Source organism: Brevundimonas sp. 374, from assembly GCF_900102995.1.
GTDB lineage: Bacteria > Pseudomonadota > Alphaproteobacteria > Caulobacterales > Caulobacteraceae > Brevundimonas > Brevundimonas vesicularis_C.
The window spans coordinates 113,872-130,581 of sequence record NZ_FNKT01000002.1; the positions used below are offsets into that span (position 1 = coordinate 113,872).

The 16,710-nt window shown below is 66.2% G+C and carries 12 protein-coding genes; 9 read left to right on the forward strand and 3 right to left on the reverse strand.

Going from position 1 to position 16,710, the window contains the following annotated elements; genetic code table 11:
* The first annotated feature begins 113 nt into the window (after positions 1 to 113).
* Complete coding sequence (locus tag BLR19_RS07960; RefSeq protein WP_091749441.1) at positions 114 to 1,889, forward strand: SLC13 family permease; 1,776 nt, start codon at positions 114 to 116, stop codon at positions 1,887 to 1,889.
* 86 nt (positions 1,890 to 1,975) lie between these two features.
* Here BLR19_RS07960 and BLR19_RS07965 read toward each other — a convergent pair whose 3' ends face one another.
* Entirely contained in the window at positions 1,976 to 2,488 is a 513-nt protein-coding gene (locus tag BLR19_RS07965) for a MarR family winged helix-turn-helix transcriptional regulator (RefSeq protein ID WP_091749443.1), read from the reverse strand.
* Between the two features lie 65 nt (positions 2,489 to 2,553).
* On the opposite strand from BLR19_RS07965, the gene BLR19_RS07970 reads away from it, so the two are divergent.
* From BLR19_RS07970 to BLR19_RS07985, 4 genes are all read left to right on the forward strand, one after another.
* On the forward strand, positions 2,554 to 4,329 hold the full coding sequence (locus BLR19_RS07970) for an N-acetylglutaminylglutamine amidotransferase (RefSeq protein WP_091749446.1): 1,776 nt from the start codon (positions 2,554 to 2,556) through the stop codon (positions 4,327 to 4,329).
* Positions 4,319 to 6,088 (forward strand): N-acetylglutaminylglutamine synthetase, encoded by a 1,770-nt coding sequence (ngg, locus tag BLR19_RS07975; RefSeq protein ID WP_091749449.1) that lies wholly within the window; start codon positions 4,319 to 4,321, stop codon positions 6,086 to 6,088. The genes BLR19_RS07970 and ngg overlap by 11 nt, the downstream gene beginning before the upstream one ends.
* Before the next feature lie 10 nt (positions 6,089 to 6,098).
* Positions 6,099 to 7,223 carry an osmoprotectant NAGGN system M42 family peptidase gene (locus tag BLR19_RS07980; RefSeq protein ID WP_091749452.1) on the forward strand — a complete coding sequence of 375 codons (1,125 nt, stop codon included), beginning with the start codon at positions 6,099 to 6,101 and terminating at the stop codon, positions 7,221 to 7,223.
* Positions 7,224 to 7,527: 304 nt separating this feature from the next.
* Positions 7,528 to 8,175: a hypothetical protein gene (locus BLR19_RS07985; RefSeq protein WP_091749454.1), complete on the forward strand. Its 648-nt coding sequence runs from the start codon at positions 7,528 to 7,530 to the stop codon at positions 8,173 to 8,175.
* A 62-nt stretch (positions 8,176 to 8,237) separates the two neighbouring features.
* Here BLR19_RS07985 and BLR19_RS07990 read toward each other — a convergent pair whose 3' ends face one another.
* The gene (locus BLR19_RS07990) at positions 8,238 to 11,540 is read right to left on the reverse strand and encodes a S8 family serine peptidase (protein ID WP_091749457.1); all 3,303 of its coding nucleotides are present in this window, start codon (positions 11,538 to 11,540) and stop codon (positions 8,238 to 8,240) included.
* Positions 11,541 to 11,747: 207 nt separating this feature from the next.
* On the reverse strand, positions 11,748 to 12,245 hold the full coding sequence (locus BLR19_RS07995; RefSeq protein WP_143007349.1) for a hypothetical protein: 498 nt from the start codon (positions 12,243 to 12,245) through the stop codon (positions 11,748 to 11,750).
* 143 nt (positions 12,246 to 12,388) lie between these two features.
* Between BLR19_RS07995 and BLR19_RS08000 the strand changes: the two genes are divergently transcribed.
* From BLR19_RS08000 to BLR19_RS08015, 4 genes are all read left to right on the forward strand, one after another.
* Positions 12,389 to 12,886, forward strand: coding sequence for a GAF domain-containing protein (locus BLR19_RS08000; RefSeq protein ID WP_091749463.1), 498 nt, complete (start codon positions 12,389 to 12,391; stop codon positions 12,884 to 12,886).
* A gap of 60 nt (positions 12,887 to 12,946) precedes the next feature.
* On the forward strand, positions 12,947 to 13,624 hold the full coding sequence (locus BLR19_RS08005; protein ID WP_091750383.1) for an SDR family NAD(P)-dependent oxidoreductase: 678 nt from the start codon (positions 12,947 to 12,949) through the stop codon (positions 13,622 to 13,624).
* The gene (locus tag BLR19_RS08010) at positions 13,624 to 14,454 is read left to right on the forward strand and encodes an HpcH/HpaI aldolase/citrate lyase family protein (protein ID WP_091749466.1); all 831 of its coding nucleotides are present in this window, start codon (positions 13,624 to 13,626) and stop codon (positions 14,452 to 14,454) included. Before BLR19_RS08005 ends, BLR19_RS08010 begins: the two co-directional genes overlap by 1 nt.
* Positions 14,455 to 14,653: 199 nt before the next feature.
* The gene (locus tag BLR19_RS08015; protein WP_255366530.1) at positions 14,654 to 16,708 is read left to right on the forward strand and encodes a capsular polysaccharide biosynthesis protein; all 2,055 of its coding nucleotides are present in this window, start codon (positions 14,654 to 14,656) and stop codon (positions 16,706 to 16,708) included.
* The last annotated feature ends 2 nt before the right edge of the window (positions 16,709 to 16,710 follow it).

Here is a 16,710-nt window from a genome sequence, read left to right on the forward strand (position 1 = left end):
ATGAGGTCCGTACTGACAGCGGATGTCCTTCTGTCGTTGGATACTCCAGAGGGTTGGCTGCTTATCAACATTGAGCCTACGCTGCGTGCTGATCAGGCAAGGGCGCTAGGCGAGTGACGTTTCAACAGGGACTGGCCTTTGGCCTTGTCGGGCTGACAATCGGCGCCTTCATCTGGGGTCGGTTTCGTTACGACCTGGTCGCGGTCGTCGCGTTGGTTGCAGGATTGGCGATCGGCATCATCCCCGCCGAGGCTGCGTTTGACGGTTTCAAGAACGATGTCACCGTCATCATCGCCTGCGCGCTGATCGTTTCGGCGGCCTTCGCCCGGTCGGGGGTCATCGAGCTCGCGATGCGGCGGGTGATGCCGCTGCTAAAGACTGAGCGCTCCCAAGTCCCGGTTCTGACCAGCGCTGTGACCTTGCTTTCCATGGCGACGAAGAATGTCGGCGCACTGGCGATCATGATGCCGGTCGCGCTTCAGGTGGCGCGCCAGACGAAGTCGTCTCCCTCACGGCTCCTGATGCCGATGGCTTTCGGCGCCATGGCGGGCGGCATGGTCACCCTGGTCGGGACCGCCCCGAACATCATCGTCGCCGAAGTGCGTCAGAGCATCGTCGGCGAACCCTTCGCCATGTTCGACTACGCACCCGTGGGCCTGGCGCTCACCCTGATCGCCCTGGCGTTTTTGGCGTTCGGCTATCGCCTGTTGCCCCGCGATCGACAGGGCGCCACATCCATGAGCGCGGCCCTGGCCGCCAACGCCTATGCCACGGAAGTCAGGGCGCCTGAAGGCTGGGCTCCGGGATCTATGACCGTGTCCGCTCTCGGCGCCCTCGGCGACGGCGAGGTCAAGATCATGGCGTTGATCCGGTCGGGGAAACGGCGGCTGAATCCCAGAGGCAATGTCGTCGTCAAGGCGGGCGACGCGCTGCTGATCGAGGGCGAGCAGCAGGCGCTGGAGGGCTTCGTCAGTCGGGCTCAGATGAATCTCATCCGCGATGATCGCCCGGTTCCCATGGCGACCGCATCCGAGGAGATTGCGATCGTGGAGGCGGTGATTGGCCGAAACTCCCCGCTGCAAGGGCAGTCTGTTCGAAGCTCGGATCTATACGGCCAGCACGGGATCAATCTGTTGGGCGTGTCGCGAAGCGGCTTTCAACTGACCCAGCATCTGCGGACGGCGAAACTGGCCCCCGGCGATATCATCCTGCTTCAAGGCGCCGAACAGGCGCTGCCGGTCGCGCTGAGGGCGCTGGATTTACTCCCCCTGGCGGAGCGTCAGGTTCAACTCGGGAGCGTGCGCAGGCGCTTCATGCCGGCTGTTGTTCTTGCGTGCGCCATGACGCTCGTCGGCCTTGGCCTGGTTCCAGTCGCCGTCGCCTTCTTCGGCGCCGCCGTCGTGATCGTCGCATTAGGCGGCTTGAAGATGCGTGAGGCCTATGCCGCGCTCGATGGACCCCTCCTCGTTCTGATCGCGGCCCTCATTCCCGTCTCAGACGCGATCCAATCCACGGGAGGGTCCGACCTGATCGCAGGACTGCTTCGCCACGTGTTCACAGGCTTGCCGGGCGTTGTCGCGATTACCGGCGTCATGCTCGCCTCAATGGCGGTTACGCCCTTCCTGAACAATGCGGCGACCGTTCTGATCGTCGCCCCGATCGGAGCGACGCTGGCCAAGCAGCTTGGCTACAATCCAGACCCGTTCCTGATGGCGGTCGCGGTGGGCGCCGCGTGCGACTTCCTGACGCCCATCGGTCACCAGTGCAACACGCTGGTTATGGGACCTGGCGGCTATAAGTTTTCTGATTATCCCAGACTGGGCGCGCCTTTGAGCGCGCTCGTTCTGGTCACGGGGCCCTCGCTCATCTTGCTGTTTTGGCCTCTTTGATTGGCTCGAGGTCAGAAGATAGCGTTGGAACAGACAGGTCAGGATCACCGTTTCCGGCTGTTCACCGGCTCGACATCCCGAGCCGCTTATGAGGGCCTGACAGCCTGATAATGCGGCTTCAAAGAGGCCTGAGAGTCGCGAGGCTGCATCAAAACTGCGAGGCGTTCGACAGCTTCAGCCATCGCCAGTCGTTCGCTGTGTGGAAGTTCAGCCAAGGCGGCGAGAAAGCCGTCGCCGAGCAGGCCCGGGGACGTCTGCAATGCCTGCCGCCCCGCGTCGGTCAAACGCACATGGACGACGCGGCGATCCACGGTGGAGCGATAGCGGGCGGCCATGCCCTTGGCTTCGAGCTTGTCCAGCACGGCGACGACGGTCGGCGCCGACATGGAAACGTCCCGCGATATCGCGCTGGTGCTGACTTCACCCAATGCGCGGATGGATTGCAGCACGAGGAGCTGCGGCAGCGTCAGCCCGGTCAGACGTGAAATTTCTCGAGACCGAACATCGACCGCCTGGGCGATGCGTCGGACTGACCGGACAAGGGATGCGGTGGCGTCAACCGCCGCGTCAGGGCTTGGCTCAGGGGAAATATCGGCCATTCGGGTTGAACTCTTTCGTGCCCTAACCATTTGTACCCGCTGCTTCCACAATTCAAGGAGGACCCATGTGCGGTCTTAGCGGCGAGATCAATTTCGACGGACGACCGGCCGATGTCGGCGCCGTTCAACGCATGACCGATGCGCTCTCGCCCCGTGGACCGGATGGCTCCGGCATTGTTATGCGCGGCTCGGTGGGGCTGGGTCACCGCCGTTTGAAGATCATCGACCTGAGTGAGAAAGCTCAGCAGCCGATGGTGGACCCTGACCTGGGCGTGACCCTGGCGTTCAACGGCTGCATCTACAACTATCCCGAATTGCGCGAAGAGCTGCAGGGGATGGGTTTCCGCTTCTTCTCGCACGGCGACACCGAGGTCATCATCAAGGCCTGGAAGGCGTGGGGCGAAGCCTGCGTCGAGCGATTCAAGGGCATGTTCGCCTTTGTGCTGCATGAGCGCGACACCGGCCGCACCGTGATCGCCCGGGATCGTTTCGGCATCAAGCCGCTGTATCTGGCCGAACAGGGCAAGCGTCTGCGATTCGCCTCGACCCTGCCGGCCCTGCTGGCGGCGGGCGACATGGACAAGACCATCGATCCCGTCGGCCTGCACCACTACATGACCTTCCATGCGGTCGTGCCGCCGCCACACACGATCCTGAAGGGCGTCAAGAAGTTCCCGCCGGCCACCATCCGTGTGATCGAGGCGGACGGGAAGGCCAAGGACCGCCTCTACTGGCAGCCCAATATGACCCGCCATGCTGAGGACGCGGCCCTGACGGCCGAGGATTGGCGCGATCGGGTCCTGGACAGTCTGCGCGCAGCGGTAAAGCGCCGCATGGTCGCCGACGTGCCGGTAGGCGTGTTGTTGTCGGGGGGAGTGGATTCCAGCCTGATCGTCGGTCTGCTGGCCGAACTGGGGCAGAAGGACCTGATGACCTTCTCCGTCGGTTTCGAAGAGGCCAATGGCGAGAAGGGCGACGAGTTCGTCTATTCCGACCTGATCGCCAAACATTACGGGACCAAGCATCACCAGATCTTCGTGCCGCACAAGCGGCTGATGGAAGCCCTGCCGGGCACCATCGGCGCCATGTCAGAGCCGATGGTCTCTTACGACAACGTCGGCTTCTACCTGCTGAGCCAGGAAGTCTCGAAACATATCAAGGTGGTGCAGTCCGGCCAGGGCGCCGACGAGGTGTTCGCCGGTTATCACTGGTATCCGCCGATGCTGGGCGCGACCGATCCGGTCGAAACCTACATCAAGGCCTTCTTCGACCGCAGCCATGCCACGCTGAAGACCCAGCTGAACGGCGCCTATATGGCCGACACCGACGTCAGCCGCGCCCTGGTCGAGGCTCATTTCGCGCAAGGCCGCGCAGCGACGCCGGTCGACCAAGCCCTGCGTCTGGACAGCCAGGTGATGCTGGTCGACGACCCGGTGAAGAGGGTCGACAACATGACCATGGCCTGGGGTCTGGAGGCGCGCGTGCCCTTCCTGGATCACGAACTGGTCGAACTGGCGGGCCGCATCCCGCCCGAGCACAAGCTGGCGCAAGGCGGCAAGGGCGTGCTGAAACAAGCGGCGCGTCTGGTGATCCCCTCCGAGGTCATTGATCGCAAGAAGGGCTATTTCCCCGTGCCCGCGCTGAAATACATCCAGGGTCCGTATCTGGAGATGGTGCGCGAGGCCCTGACCAATCAGGCGGCGCGCGATCGCGGCCTGTTCGACCGGGGCTATCTGGACACCCTGTTCGCCAATCCCACCGAGCACATCACACCCCTTCGCGGCTCCGAACTCTGGCAGGTCGCAGTGCTGGAAATGTGGATGCAGCAACATGGCGTCTGATATCCGCTCCGAGCGATCAAAGGCGCATCGGCTGAAACGTCTGCGGCACGAGGGCCTGAAGCCCCCGGTGCAGTCGGGCGACGGACCGACCCCGGACGCCGTGCTGGATTGTGGCTGGGGCCGACTGTTGTTCGCCCAGACCTTCGAGACGGCCGAGCCGTTGGTCGAGGCTCTGCGCGCCGAAGGGCCGGACCGGCGCGACATCGCCTTCTATGTTCGCAATCCGCACGTCCTGCTGGCCTCGGCGCCGCAGGAGTTGTTCCTGGATCCGTCGCACACCTATCGGCTGGAACTGGCGACCTATCGCAATAGCCGACGCCAGCCCCGAGGCTTCACCGTGCGCCGTCTGACGTCGGAAACGGATGCGCAGGCGGTCAACGACATCTACGCCAAGCGCAAGATGGTGCCGGTTCCGCCTGACTTCTTCTGGTCGCATCGGGACGACCGGACCCTGACCTATTTCGTCGCCGAGGATACGGTGACGGGGGCTGTGATCGGCACCGTGACGGGCGTCAACCACGCCCGCGCTTTTCAGGATCCGGAATGCGGCTCTTCGCTATGGTGCCTGGCGGTCGATCCCCAGGCGACCCAGCCGGGCATTGGCGAGGCCCTGGTTCGGCGTCTGGCGGAACATTTCAAGACCCAAGGCCTGGCGCACATGGACCTGTCGGTCATGCACGACAATGATCAAGCCATCGCCCTGTACGAAAAGCTGGGTTTCCGTCGCGTCTCCTTCTTTGGGGTCAAACGCAAGAACCCGATCAACGAGACCCTGTTCGTCGGCCCGACCGACGATCATGACCTTAATCCCTATGCCCGCATCATCGTGGACGAGGCGCGTCGGCGCGGCATCCATACCGAGATCATCGACGGTGAGGGCGGGCTGTTTCGCCTGAACTGGGGCGGCCGGTCGGTCCGATGTCGCGAAAGTCTGTCGGAATTGACCTCGGCCGTCGCGCTCAGCATCTGTGACGACAAGCGGATGACGCGACGCATCGTCGAGGCGGCCGGCGTGCGCGTTCCCGAGAGAATCGATCCCGAAAACCCGTCGGCCATCGATGCGGCGCTGACCAAGTTCGGCGCCTTGGTCGTCAAACCGGCGCGTGGCGAGCAGGGGCAAGGCGTCGCGGTGGGCCTGACGACGATGAGCGAGGTCCAGACGGCTCTGGTCCGGGCGCGCCGCATCTGTTCCGAGGTTCTGGTCGAGGAACAGGTCCAGGGCGAGGACCTCCGGCTGGTAGTGATCGACTACAAGGTCGTCGCCTGCGCCCTGCGTCGTCCGCCGCGCGTCGTTGGTGACGGGCGCTCGACCTTGCGCGCCCTTGTCGAACACCAAAGTCGTCGTCGCGCCGCCGCCACCGGCGGGGAATCCACCATCCCGATCGACGCCGAGACGGAACGCACCCTGGCCGAGGCCGGCTATCGTCTCGACGACGTGGCGGCGGAAGGGGCCGAGATCTTGGTGCGCAAGGCCGCCAACCTGCACCTAGGCGGCACCATCCATGATGTGACGGATGAGGTGCATCCCGCCCTGATCCGCGCCGCCGTCGCCGCCGCCCGCGCCATCGATATCCCGGTCACCGGCATCGACCTGATGGTGAAGTCGCCGCGCGAACCCGACTACGCCTTCATCGAAGCCAATGAGCGCCCCGGCCTGGCCAACCACGAACCCCAACCGACTGCCGAGCGTTTCGTGGATCTGCTCTTTCCACTGTCCGCACCGGCCGCTGCGCGGACATTTTCGCGACCCGAAGCCTGAAGGAGGCCCCTTGGCCCGCCCCGCGATAGACCTCGACTACCTGAAGGCCCGTTTGGCCGACCTGCTGAACACGCCCAGCCCGACCGGCTATACGGACGAGGCGGTCTGGCTCTTGTGCCGCGAACTGGAGCGGCTGGGCCTCGACTATGAGATGACCCGCCGCGGCGCCCTTCGCGCACGCTTGCCGGGCCGGACGCCAAAACCGGCGCGCGCCATCGTCGCCCACGTCGACACCCTGGGCGCGCAGGTCAAACAGGTGAAGGCGAACGGCCGGCTGGAGTTGGTCGCGATCGGTCACTGGTCGTCGCGTTTTGCCGAGGGCGCGCGGGCGACGATCTTCTCCGAGGGCGGTGCCTATCGCGGCACCATCCTGCCGTTGAAGGCGTCGGGCCATACTTTCAACGAAGAGGTCGACACCCAGCCGGTGAACTGGGCCCAGGTCGAACTGCGCATCGACGCCGTGACCCACGGCCGCGAAGACACCCTGGCCCTGGGCGTGGATGTCGGCGACATCGTCGCCATCGATCCGCAGCCCGAGTTCATCGATACCGGCTTCGTCGTCTCGCGCCATCTGGACGACAAGGCGGGCGTCGCCACCCTTTTGGCCGCGCTGGAATGCATGATCCGCGAAGATCGCACGCCGACGGTCGATACCTGGTGGCTGTTCACGATCGCCGAGGAGGTCGGGCTGGGAGCCTCGTCGGTGCTGATTCCGGATGTCGCCGCCATGGTGACGGTCGACAATGGCACGACCGCACCGGGTCAGAACTCTTCGGAGTTCGGCGTCACCATCGCCATGGCCGACCAGACAGGACCCTTCGACTGGCACCTGTCACGCAAACTGGTTCAACTGGCCCGCGACCACGACATCCCGCACCAGAAGGACGTCTTCCGATACTATCGCTCGGACTCGGCCTCGGCCCTGGAAGCCGGCGCCGACATCCGGACGGCCTTGGTCACCTTCGGCATCGACGCCAGCCACGGCTATGAACGCATCCACGAAAGCGCGCTGGAAGACCTGTCGCGCCTGCTGATCGCCTATGCCGAAAGCGATGTCGAAATCAGCCGTGACGCCAAGTCTTTGAGCGGAGCAAAGGGCTTCACCCACCAACCCGTGGGTGACGAGGGGGATTAGCGCTTAGGGGGTCGCATTCGCTTAGCCCGCCTAAACTTATGTAAGGAATGTCTGCTTGTGGCAGCGTTAGACATGTCCGCTGATGGCGCTAATGCGCCCTACCCTCGTGCAAATGTGCAGTAGGCGACTGAGGCACCGTTAAGTGGTCAGCTAGGTGGTGGCTGTAAAAATCACACGCTTTTTCAGGCAGCGTTTGAGCCAGTCCTAAGTGGTCCCGACAAACCCATGTCATGCGCGACCTTGACAGATCGGTCGGTCGTGAACGTCATGGCCTATGGCGATCTCTCGACGGTCTGTAGCGCTTGTGACGCTGGTTGCGCTGGGTCAGGCGTCCGGCGCTTCGGCTCAGTCCGCGCGGGCCGATCGGCACAGCATCGATCAAGCCTATGCGATCGTGGATTTCCAGACGTCGCGCAGCGGTCGTGACATCGCACGAGCCCTGCAGCGCCATCTCGATCGCCTGCCGATGCAAGTGAACTATCGTCAGTTGAGGGTGGCCGATGCGCCGCGCTCACCCGGTCGCTTCACTCTCGTCGATCCGACAGCGCAGAGCGCCTTTGGTCTGCAAGCGCCGGCGACACGCGCGCCGGCCGGGTGGCTGAGCGCGCCGCGAACGGTGGTGTGCACGGGCGCGAGCTGGCGCGCCGAGGCGGTTCAGCGTCTGGAGGCGCGGATCGAGCAGCAATACACCCTGTGCCTGTTCCCCTATCGCGATGGGAGACGTCGGGGACATCAGTTGAACGTCTATGCCTCGACCCTGCTGGAGGGCGATCCGACGATACCCGTTCGACGCTCCAATGAAGTGGAAAGCCCGGCCGTCTTCATTCGCGCTGCGGTGGAGGCGGTCGAGCGGGTGACGGGGCGCAGGGGCGTCTGGATCGAAAACCGAACGGCCGAGCGGGATCGACCGTTCACCCAGGACAACGACGCCCTGTCCGCCCAGACGAACTAGGCGCAAACAACAACGGCCCCGATCGTCGATCGGGGCCGCCGCCGTCTTATCCTACCGTCAGATCAGAACTTGACGCTGAACCGACCATAGATGCGGTTATCGCGATACTCGTCCTTGTAGAGGCCGGTGTAGCCCAGCTCGATCGCGGTGCGTTCGGTCGCCTGTATGTTGAAGCCCAGGCCGCCCGAGATCACGTCGTCGCCAGGATTGGCTCCATCGATCAGGAAGCGCGGACCGTCGGCGAAGGCGGCGTCGAAGACCGGCCCGTCCCCGTTCAGGTCGTGGGTGTAGGCCAGGTGGGTCACGGCCGACAGACGCGCACGCCCCTCGCCGCCCGCCAGCACGGTGCGGGTGCGGAAGCCGGCGGTCAGCAGATCGGCCTTTTGCTTCACATTGCCCGACAGAGCGGCGTCGCCGCCCGTCTCAGCGACATCGGCGTCGTATTCGACGTGGCTGTAGGCGGCGTAGGGCTCGAACATCGTGCCGCCGACGGCGCGGCTCCACGCCACCTCGCCATAGGCCTGCCAGACGTCGCCGTCATAGTCGCCGACCAGGGCGTTGGTGAAGGCGTTCAGCTGGGCCGTACGATCCGTACGGACATCGGCGCTGGCCCAGGATCCGCCGACGCGGATCTGGAAGTCGCCGACGCCGGCGCCGCCATAGACGCCGATCTGTTCACTAGTGACCCGGCCCGTGGAGCGCAGACGCGGCGAGCGCAGTTCCGAGCGGGTTTCGCCCAGCGCCACGCCGACATGGACGTCGTTCGCCAGCGCCTTTTCGGCCCCGACCAGATAGCCGGAGGCTTCGTTGCGGAAGCCCGCGAGGCCGTCATGCGCCGAGCCCTGGCCGTTGCCGAAGACGCCGCTGCCCCAAACCGACACGCCGTTGCCGACGTAGGTGGCCGCGCCGCCCTGACTGCGTCCGCGCTCGGACATGGCGTCGCGGATGACGCGGGTGTCCGAAACGGCCAGGCCGCCCAGGGTGGCGTGGACCTCGCCGGTCAGGCCGCTGAGCGCGCCCTGAACCGCAGGCACGCTGGCGTCCAGCAGGGCGTTTTCCAGCGACAGATCGCGGTTGGTCCCGGTCGCGGTGTTGTTGATCATGACGTCCAGCGCACCGCCGACCGACTGCTGATTGTCCGTCCGACCCAGGGAGGCCACGGTCACGTCGTTACGCCGCACCGTCAGGACGACACCGTTGGTCGAATAGGTCAGCACCGGGGCCAGGAAGGCCAGGTCGCTTTGGGCGCCGCTGAACGTGCCCGTCACCGCGCCGGTCGAGTTGATGATGTTCATCCGCGTGCGCAGATTCCATTCACCATTGTCGGCCTTCAGGATGACCTGGCCGCCGTCGATCTTGGTCGTGCCGCCCACGTTCAGGCGAGAATAGGCCGCGCCGTTCACGCTGGAGCGAATCCACAGGAAGGAGCCGGGCTTGAAGTTCAGGTTGCCGGCGACCGTCAGGGTTCCGAACGGATTGACGCCGTCGCCGGGCGACACCACGCCGCCGCTTTCCGCCGTCAGGTTCGCCAAAGTGCCCGTGCCGCCGATCATGCCGACGCCGCCGACGGTGGCGCTGGATCGCAGCAGGCTGCCGTTGACGGTCAGAAGGCCGCCCTCGACCCGGGTCGGGCCGCTGTAGTCGTTGGCGCCCGTCAGGATCAGCTGACCGCCGCCCTTCTTGACCAGACCGCCGATGTCATTGCCGAAGTTGGCCTTGACCTCGGCCGAATAGCGGTCGCGCGCGTCGCCGATGTTGTTGCTCCAGATATCGACCGTGCCCACGGCGACGGTGACGTCGCGGGTGTCGCGCAGCGCCGTCGGTCCGCGCAGGGCCACGTCCATCTGCGGCGCGCCCCAGCCCGAGCGCAGATCGACGCCCGGCGTATCCAGATCCTTGGAGCTGGAAACCAGAATGTCCGAGATCAGGGCGGTCGAATATTCGGGGAAGTTTTCCATCAGCAGGGCCGCAAAGCCCGAGATGTTCGGCGCAGCCATCGACGTGCCGGTGTAGGCCGCATAACCGCCGCCCGTGTATTTGATATACTGGGTCAGTACGCGCTGAAGCTCGTCATTGGCGTACTGCAAAACCGCGCCCGAGAAGGCCGGGGTCAACAGCGCCATGTTGTTGGTCGAGGTCAGGAGCCCTGCCAGAACGGAGGTGAAGCTGTCCGGATCACCCAGCCGCGCCCCCGAAACCAAGGTGATGGCGGCCGCCTGACGTCCGACTTCGCGGCGCCATGCGTCTTCATTGTAGGCCGGGCCACCAGCGGCGCGAGCGGCCAAATAGGCGTTTAGAACGCCGATGAACTGGTTCACCGACGCGGTTTGCAGAGCGGTGACCGTGGTCGCCGAATACAGACCGGCGTAATTGGCGCGCGGATAGAGGGCCAGGATGCCCGCCCGGTCCATTGTATAAGCGGGCACCGACGAAACGACGGCCGAACCCGGTCCGGCGACGCACCAGGTCGCCGTCTGACCGCAGAAGCTGGTCGAGGGGTCGGCCGCGGTGAAGCTGGAATAGTTGGCGACCGACAGCCAGTTGGAGCGCAAACGCGGATCGTTCAGCGGCGCAGCGGCGTCGATCCCGGCGTGCACGCCAAAGCCGTTGCCGGCCGAGAAGACGACCAGGACGTCCTTGTCGAGCACCGGCTTGTAGAAGTCGCCATAGTTGCGGTTGAACGACGCCAGCACGGTGGGCAGCGAGGCGTTAAACGGCAGGGAGTTGCCGCTGCCCCAGCTGTTGTTGATGATGCGCACCTGGCCGGTATTGGCCAGATCGACGATGTTCTGGTTCTGGGTGGCGACGATCTTTCCGTCGATGATCGCGTCCTTGTACCAAAGGAAGTCGCCAGCCGAGAAGTTGGCGGTGGCGACGTAAAGCTTGGCGTTGAAAGCGTTGCCGAACATCGGCTGGCCCGTCACGCGATCGCCGGCGATGGTGCCGGACACGTGCGTCCCGTGACCTTCCCACTGGCGACGCGGATTGATCATGCCGTCGTTGCCATAGCCGGCGACCGCCTGGCTGCGCAGGCCCGTCACCTTGCCGGCCGATCCGAACAGCGGGTGGGCCATGTAGACGCCGGCGTCATTGACCCCGACGGTCTGTCCGCGTCCGCTCAGGCCCATGGCGTAGGCGTGTTCCAGCCCCAGGAAGCCCTTGGAGTAATCGACGGAGAACTGGCTGTCCGCGCGCCAGGACGCGATGGCCGTCTGATAGTTCGTCGTGCGCGTGCCGTTGGCCATGTAGAAGCCGCCGGTCGGTGCCGTGGGAGCGGGAGCCGTCTGCGCCACAGCCGTTGTGCCCACCATGATCGCGACGCCAGCCGCTGCGGCCAGAAGCCCGCCCTTGAAACTGAAACCCAAGATTTACCCCCTGCGGCCTGCGGCCGACGACTCTACTGCGCCCCCGCGACGCAACTCAGGCGCACAAATCGAAGGTGTTTTGCGTTGTCGTCAACCACATTTTCGCCTTGAGACGTTTCGTCCCAGTGGTTTTGTTTGGGGTAAATCATGCGCTTGCGCTCAAGCTTGAGGCACGGATTGGATCCTGCCTCGCCCTCCTGAACACGGTTATCCCGCGCAGATGCGCACGCGGTCGTTGATCCAGCAGCCGTCGCTGAGGCGCACGGTCCCCAAGTGATCGCCGGCCTTATCGTCATCGGGATCGGCGTTCCAGGTGGCGTCGGCTGTGCCGTCGGCCATGAGGACGACGACAGCGAAATGGGAGTTCTTCGGCTTGCCCTCGGACCAGGCGTTCATCGTGTAGCCGCCGTCGCCAAACGGATAGACCAGGCAGGGGCCGTCGAGCAGAACCTTACCGTCGACCGAGAGATAGCAGGACTTGCGCGAGGCCGTGGGGGTCGCGGATGCCGACGACGAGGTGGCGGGGTTCGTGTTGATTTTCGCCTGTTCCGGAGGCGGCGCTGTCGGCTCTGGCGCGGACGGCGCGGGGGGCTGCGTCGCGTCAACTGGCCCAGGCGCGCCGGCGTCCTGACCGCAGGCGGCCGCGGCGGCCGACAGCATCAGGGCGGCGATCAGGCTGAGCGATCGTGAAGGGGTGGATGTCACGCGAGCCTCCGTCGTTGTCTCCCAGCGCCAACACGGGGGCGCATGGAAGCGTTCCCGGCCAGGCGGCGGCGATTGACGGCGCCCCTCCCCTTCGGCCGGCCGCTCGCCTATATCGCCAGCCTGTTCTGCTCCGGAGTTTTTCCATGGCCTATGTCGCCCGCAACGATCGTCCCGCCGACAAGGCGGCGCGCTATCTGGAGGTCGAGGCGGAAGTCCTGGCCGTGCTAGACGGCGAGCCGAATGTGACGGCGCGAATGGCGACGGTGGCGTCGATGCTGGCGGATGCGTTCGAGCACTATTTCTGGACCGGCTTCTACGTCGTGGCGCCGGAAAAGGCGGATGAACTGGTGGTCGGGCCGTATCAGGGGACGCTGGGGTGCCTGCGCATCGCGTTCGGGCGCGGAGTGTGCGGCGCGGCGGCGGCGACGGGTCAAACGCAGTTGGTCGAGGACGTGCACGCCTTCCCTGGCCACATCGCCTGCGACAGCCGTTCGGCCAGCGAGATCGTGGTGCCGGTGCGCGACGCTTCGGGCGTCCTGATCGCGGTGTTCGACGTGGATGCGACGACGCCGGCCGCCTTCGATACGGACGATCAGAAGGCGCTGGAGCGGTTGATGGCGAAGGTGTTCGCCGACGCTTGATCGGGGCCGGTTGATCCGGCCGCAGCCGGCTCTATGGTCCCCGGCGACATGGAGGATCGGATGATGCAGCGGACAGTGGCAATCACGGGCGGACACGGCGTCCTGGGCCGGGCGGTGCTGGAGGCGGCGCTGAAAGCCGGTTGGCAGGTCGCGGTGATCGACCATGCCTCTGGCCATGCCGTCCCTGAAGGCGTGCTGGAGGTCGGCGGGGTCGATCTGACGGACGCCGGCCAGGCGCAGAAGGCCGTCGACGCCGTGATCGCGCGGTTCGGACGGCTGGACGCCCTGCTGAACATCGCCGGCGGCTTCGTCTGGCAGACGACCGACGATGCGGAACCGGCGTGGGACCGGATGTATGCGCTGAACGTCGCGACCGCCGTGAACGCCAGTCGCGCGGCGCTTGATGCGCTGAAGGCCTCGCCCGACGGTCGGATCGTCAATGTCGGCTCGGCCGCCGCGTTGAAGGCCGGGGCCGGCATGGGGGCCTATGGGGCGGCAAAGGCCGGGGTCCACGCCCTCACCCAGGCGCTGGCCGAGGAGTTGAAGACCACAAAGGTGACGGTCAACGCCGTCCTGCCGTCGATCATCGACACGCCGACGAACCGCAAGGACATGCCCGACGCCGACCCCGCGACCTGGGTCGCGCCGGCCGATCTGGCGGCGGTGATCCTTTTCCTGGCCTCGCCCGAGAGCCGGGCCATGACCGGCGCCCTGGTGCCGGTGACAGGCCGCGTCTGATGCGCAGCGACCGGGTCCGCAGCGTGCTTTATCTGCCGGCCTCCAATGCGCGGGCGATCGAGAAGGCGCGGACGCTGGATTGCGATGTCGCCGTGCTGGACCTGGAAGACGCCGTGGCGCCCGAGGCCAAGGCTGACGCGCGTGACGCCGCCGTCGCGGCGGTTCGGGACGGCGGGTTCTGGCCACGCCTGGGCGTTCGGATCAACGGTCTGGACACCGACTGGGGCCTGGACGATCTGGCGGCGATGAAGGCGGCAGGAGCCACATTGGTCGTCGCGCCGAAGGTGGAGACGCCCGAGGCCGTGCACGCCCTGTCCGCCGGCCTGGCCAAGGGCTGCGCCCTGTGGGCCATGATCGAGACACCGCGCGCGCTGATGGCCTTGGCCGACATCGCGACGGCGGACGGGGCGCTGGACGGGCTGATGCTGGGGGTCAACGACCTGGCCAAGGCGCTGGGGACCGGGGCGTCGCCGGATCGCGAGCCGTTCAAGCCGTGGCTGGCCATGCTGGTCGCCGCCGCGCGCGCCAATGGCTTGCTGGGCATCGACGGGGTGTTCAACCGGATCGAGGACGCCGAAGGCCTGGCGGCCGAGGCATTGCAGGGGCGACTGTATGGGTTCGACGGCAAGAGCCTGATCCACCCGTCGCAGATCGCGGCCGCCAACGCCGCCTTCTCGCCGTCCGAAGCCGAGATCGCCGATGCGCGAGCGATCGTCGCCGCCTTCGACGCGCCAGACGCCGAGGGGCGAGGCGCGATCCGCGTGAACGGGGCGATGGTCGAACGGCTGCATCTGGAGCAGGCCAAGGCCTTGCTGGCGCGGGCGGACTAGCCTGTATCCTCCCCACTTGTGGGGAGGGGGACCGCGAAGCGGTGGAGGGGCTCTGGAAGTCCTACAGACGCCTGTGATGATTTGAAGAGCCCCTCCGTCTCTCGCTGCGCTTCGAGCCACCTCCCCATGAAATGGGGAGGTGACTGGCGGGTCTGACGCAACCGCCGTAAAGCTCGCGTCGAACCTCAGCGGACCCGCCTTGCCCCTACCTTCCGACACGCCTTCAAAAATCCCGGCCTGGGTCTGTGCGCCCGGCGTGCTGAAGGTGCCTTTCCTCGACGTGTTTCTGGCCGACTACGACCTGCGTCGCCTGCCGGGCGAGGACGTGCAGTCTGTGCTGGGCTGGGGGATGAAGCCGACGGCGGCGGCGGGGCGACGGTGGGCCGAGAGGAACGGGCGGCCCTATGTCGCGCTGGAGGACGGGTTCTTGCGTTCGGTCGGCATCGGCGAGGCGGGTGCGACGAGCCTCAGCCTGATCGTCGATGACCTGGGCGTCTATTATGATGCGACGCGGGCCAGTCGGCTGGAGCATCTGATCCAGACGGCGGACGACTGGTGCGACGCGGCCATGAGCGCGCGGGCGCGCGGGCTGATCGACCGGATCGTGGCGTCGGGCGTGTCCAAGACCAATATGGGCGGGCCGCTGGATCCGGGTGTGCTGAAGCCTGGTCGGCGCGTGCTGATCGTGGACCAGACGTTCGGCGACGCGTCGATCGCCTGTGGCCTCGCGACGGCCCAGAGCTTCGACGAGATGATCGCCGCCGCCCGGCGCGACGAACCGGACGCCCAGCTGATCGTCAAACGCCACCCGGCGGTGGCGGCGGGGCGAAAGCGCGGCTGCGTGGCGGACCTGGCCGGCGTCATCCTGGTCGATACGGATGTACGGCCTGCCGACCTGCTGGCGGCGGTGGATGCGGTCTATTGCGTCACCTCGGCCCTGGGGTTCGAGGCCCTGTTGCGAGGGCTGCCGGTGCGGTGTTTCGGGGCGCCCTTCTATTCCGGCTGGGGCCTGACGACTGATGCGGTCCAGACGGAACGGCGCGGCGTCGCGCGGTCGATCGAACAGGTCGCCGCCGCCGCCCTGATCGCCTACAGCCGCTATGTCGATCCGGTGACGGGCGACAGGTGCGAAGCCGAACACGCGCTGGAGCGGCTGATCGCCCTGCGCGACCGCGCCGACCGTCTGGCGGGCTCGTGGTCGGCGGTGGGGTTCGCGCCGGCCAAACGCCCGCCGGTGCGCCGCCTGCTGAACTCGCCCAAGGCGTCGATGCGCTATTTCATGTCGCCCTCGCGCGCCGCCGCCCACGCCAAGGCGACCGATGGGCGGCTGATCTGGTGGGCGGGCAAGGAGAGCGAGGCGACGCGTCAGGCGGCGGCTGCGTTCAGCGGCCCGACGGTGCGGATGGAGGACGGCTTCATCCGTTCGCGGGGCCTGGGGTCCGATTTCGTCGGGGCCCTGTCGGTCGCCCTGGACGATCAGGGAGTCTATTATGATCCGTCACGGCCCTCGCGGCTGGAGACCCTGATCGAGACCTCGGACCTGTCGCCGGTTCAGCTTGCGCGGGCCGCCGCCCTGCGAACGCGCGTGGTCGATGCCGGCCTGTCGAAATACAATCTGAGGGGCCAGGCGCCGACGGATTGGCCCGTTGATCGCGACATCCTGCTGGTCGTCGGCCAAGTCGAGAACGACAAGTCGATCTTGCTGGGCTGTGCGCCGGATTTGAACACCAACTCAGCCCTGGTCGAGGCGGCGCGGCGCGATCATCCTGACGCCTTTCTGGTCTATCGCAACCACCCCGACGTGCTGGCGGGCAACCGGCCGGGGCGGCTGGACGCCGGGGCCATGGCCTCAGTCGATGCCGTGGGCGACGGGCTGGATATCGTGGACTGTCTGAACGCCTGTCGCCGGGTGGCGACCCTGACCTCGCTGACGGGGTTCGAGGCCCTGATGCGGGGCAAAGCGGTGTCGGTCTATGGCCGGCCCTTCTATGCCGGATGGGGACTGACCAACGATCGGCTGACCTTCGAGCGCCGCAGCCGCCGCGCCGGCGTCGATCACCTGGTCCACGCCGCCCTGATCGCCTATCCCCTGTATGTCACGCCCGAGGGCTGGCCCTGTGAGGCCGAGGATCTGGTGGACCGGCTGATCGCCGCGCGCGATCAGCCGACGCCCAAGGCGCCGCGCGGTCAGGTGCAGCGCTGGGCCGCCGGGATCATCGCCAGTCTCGACCGCAGGCCGCCGCCGTCCTATTGACG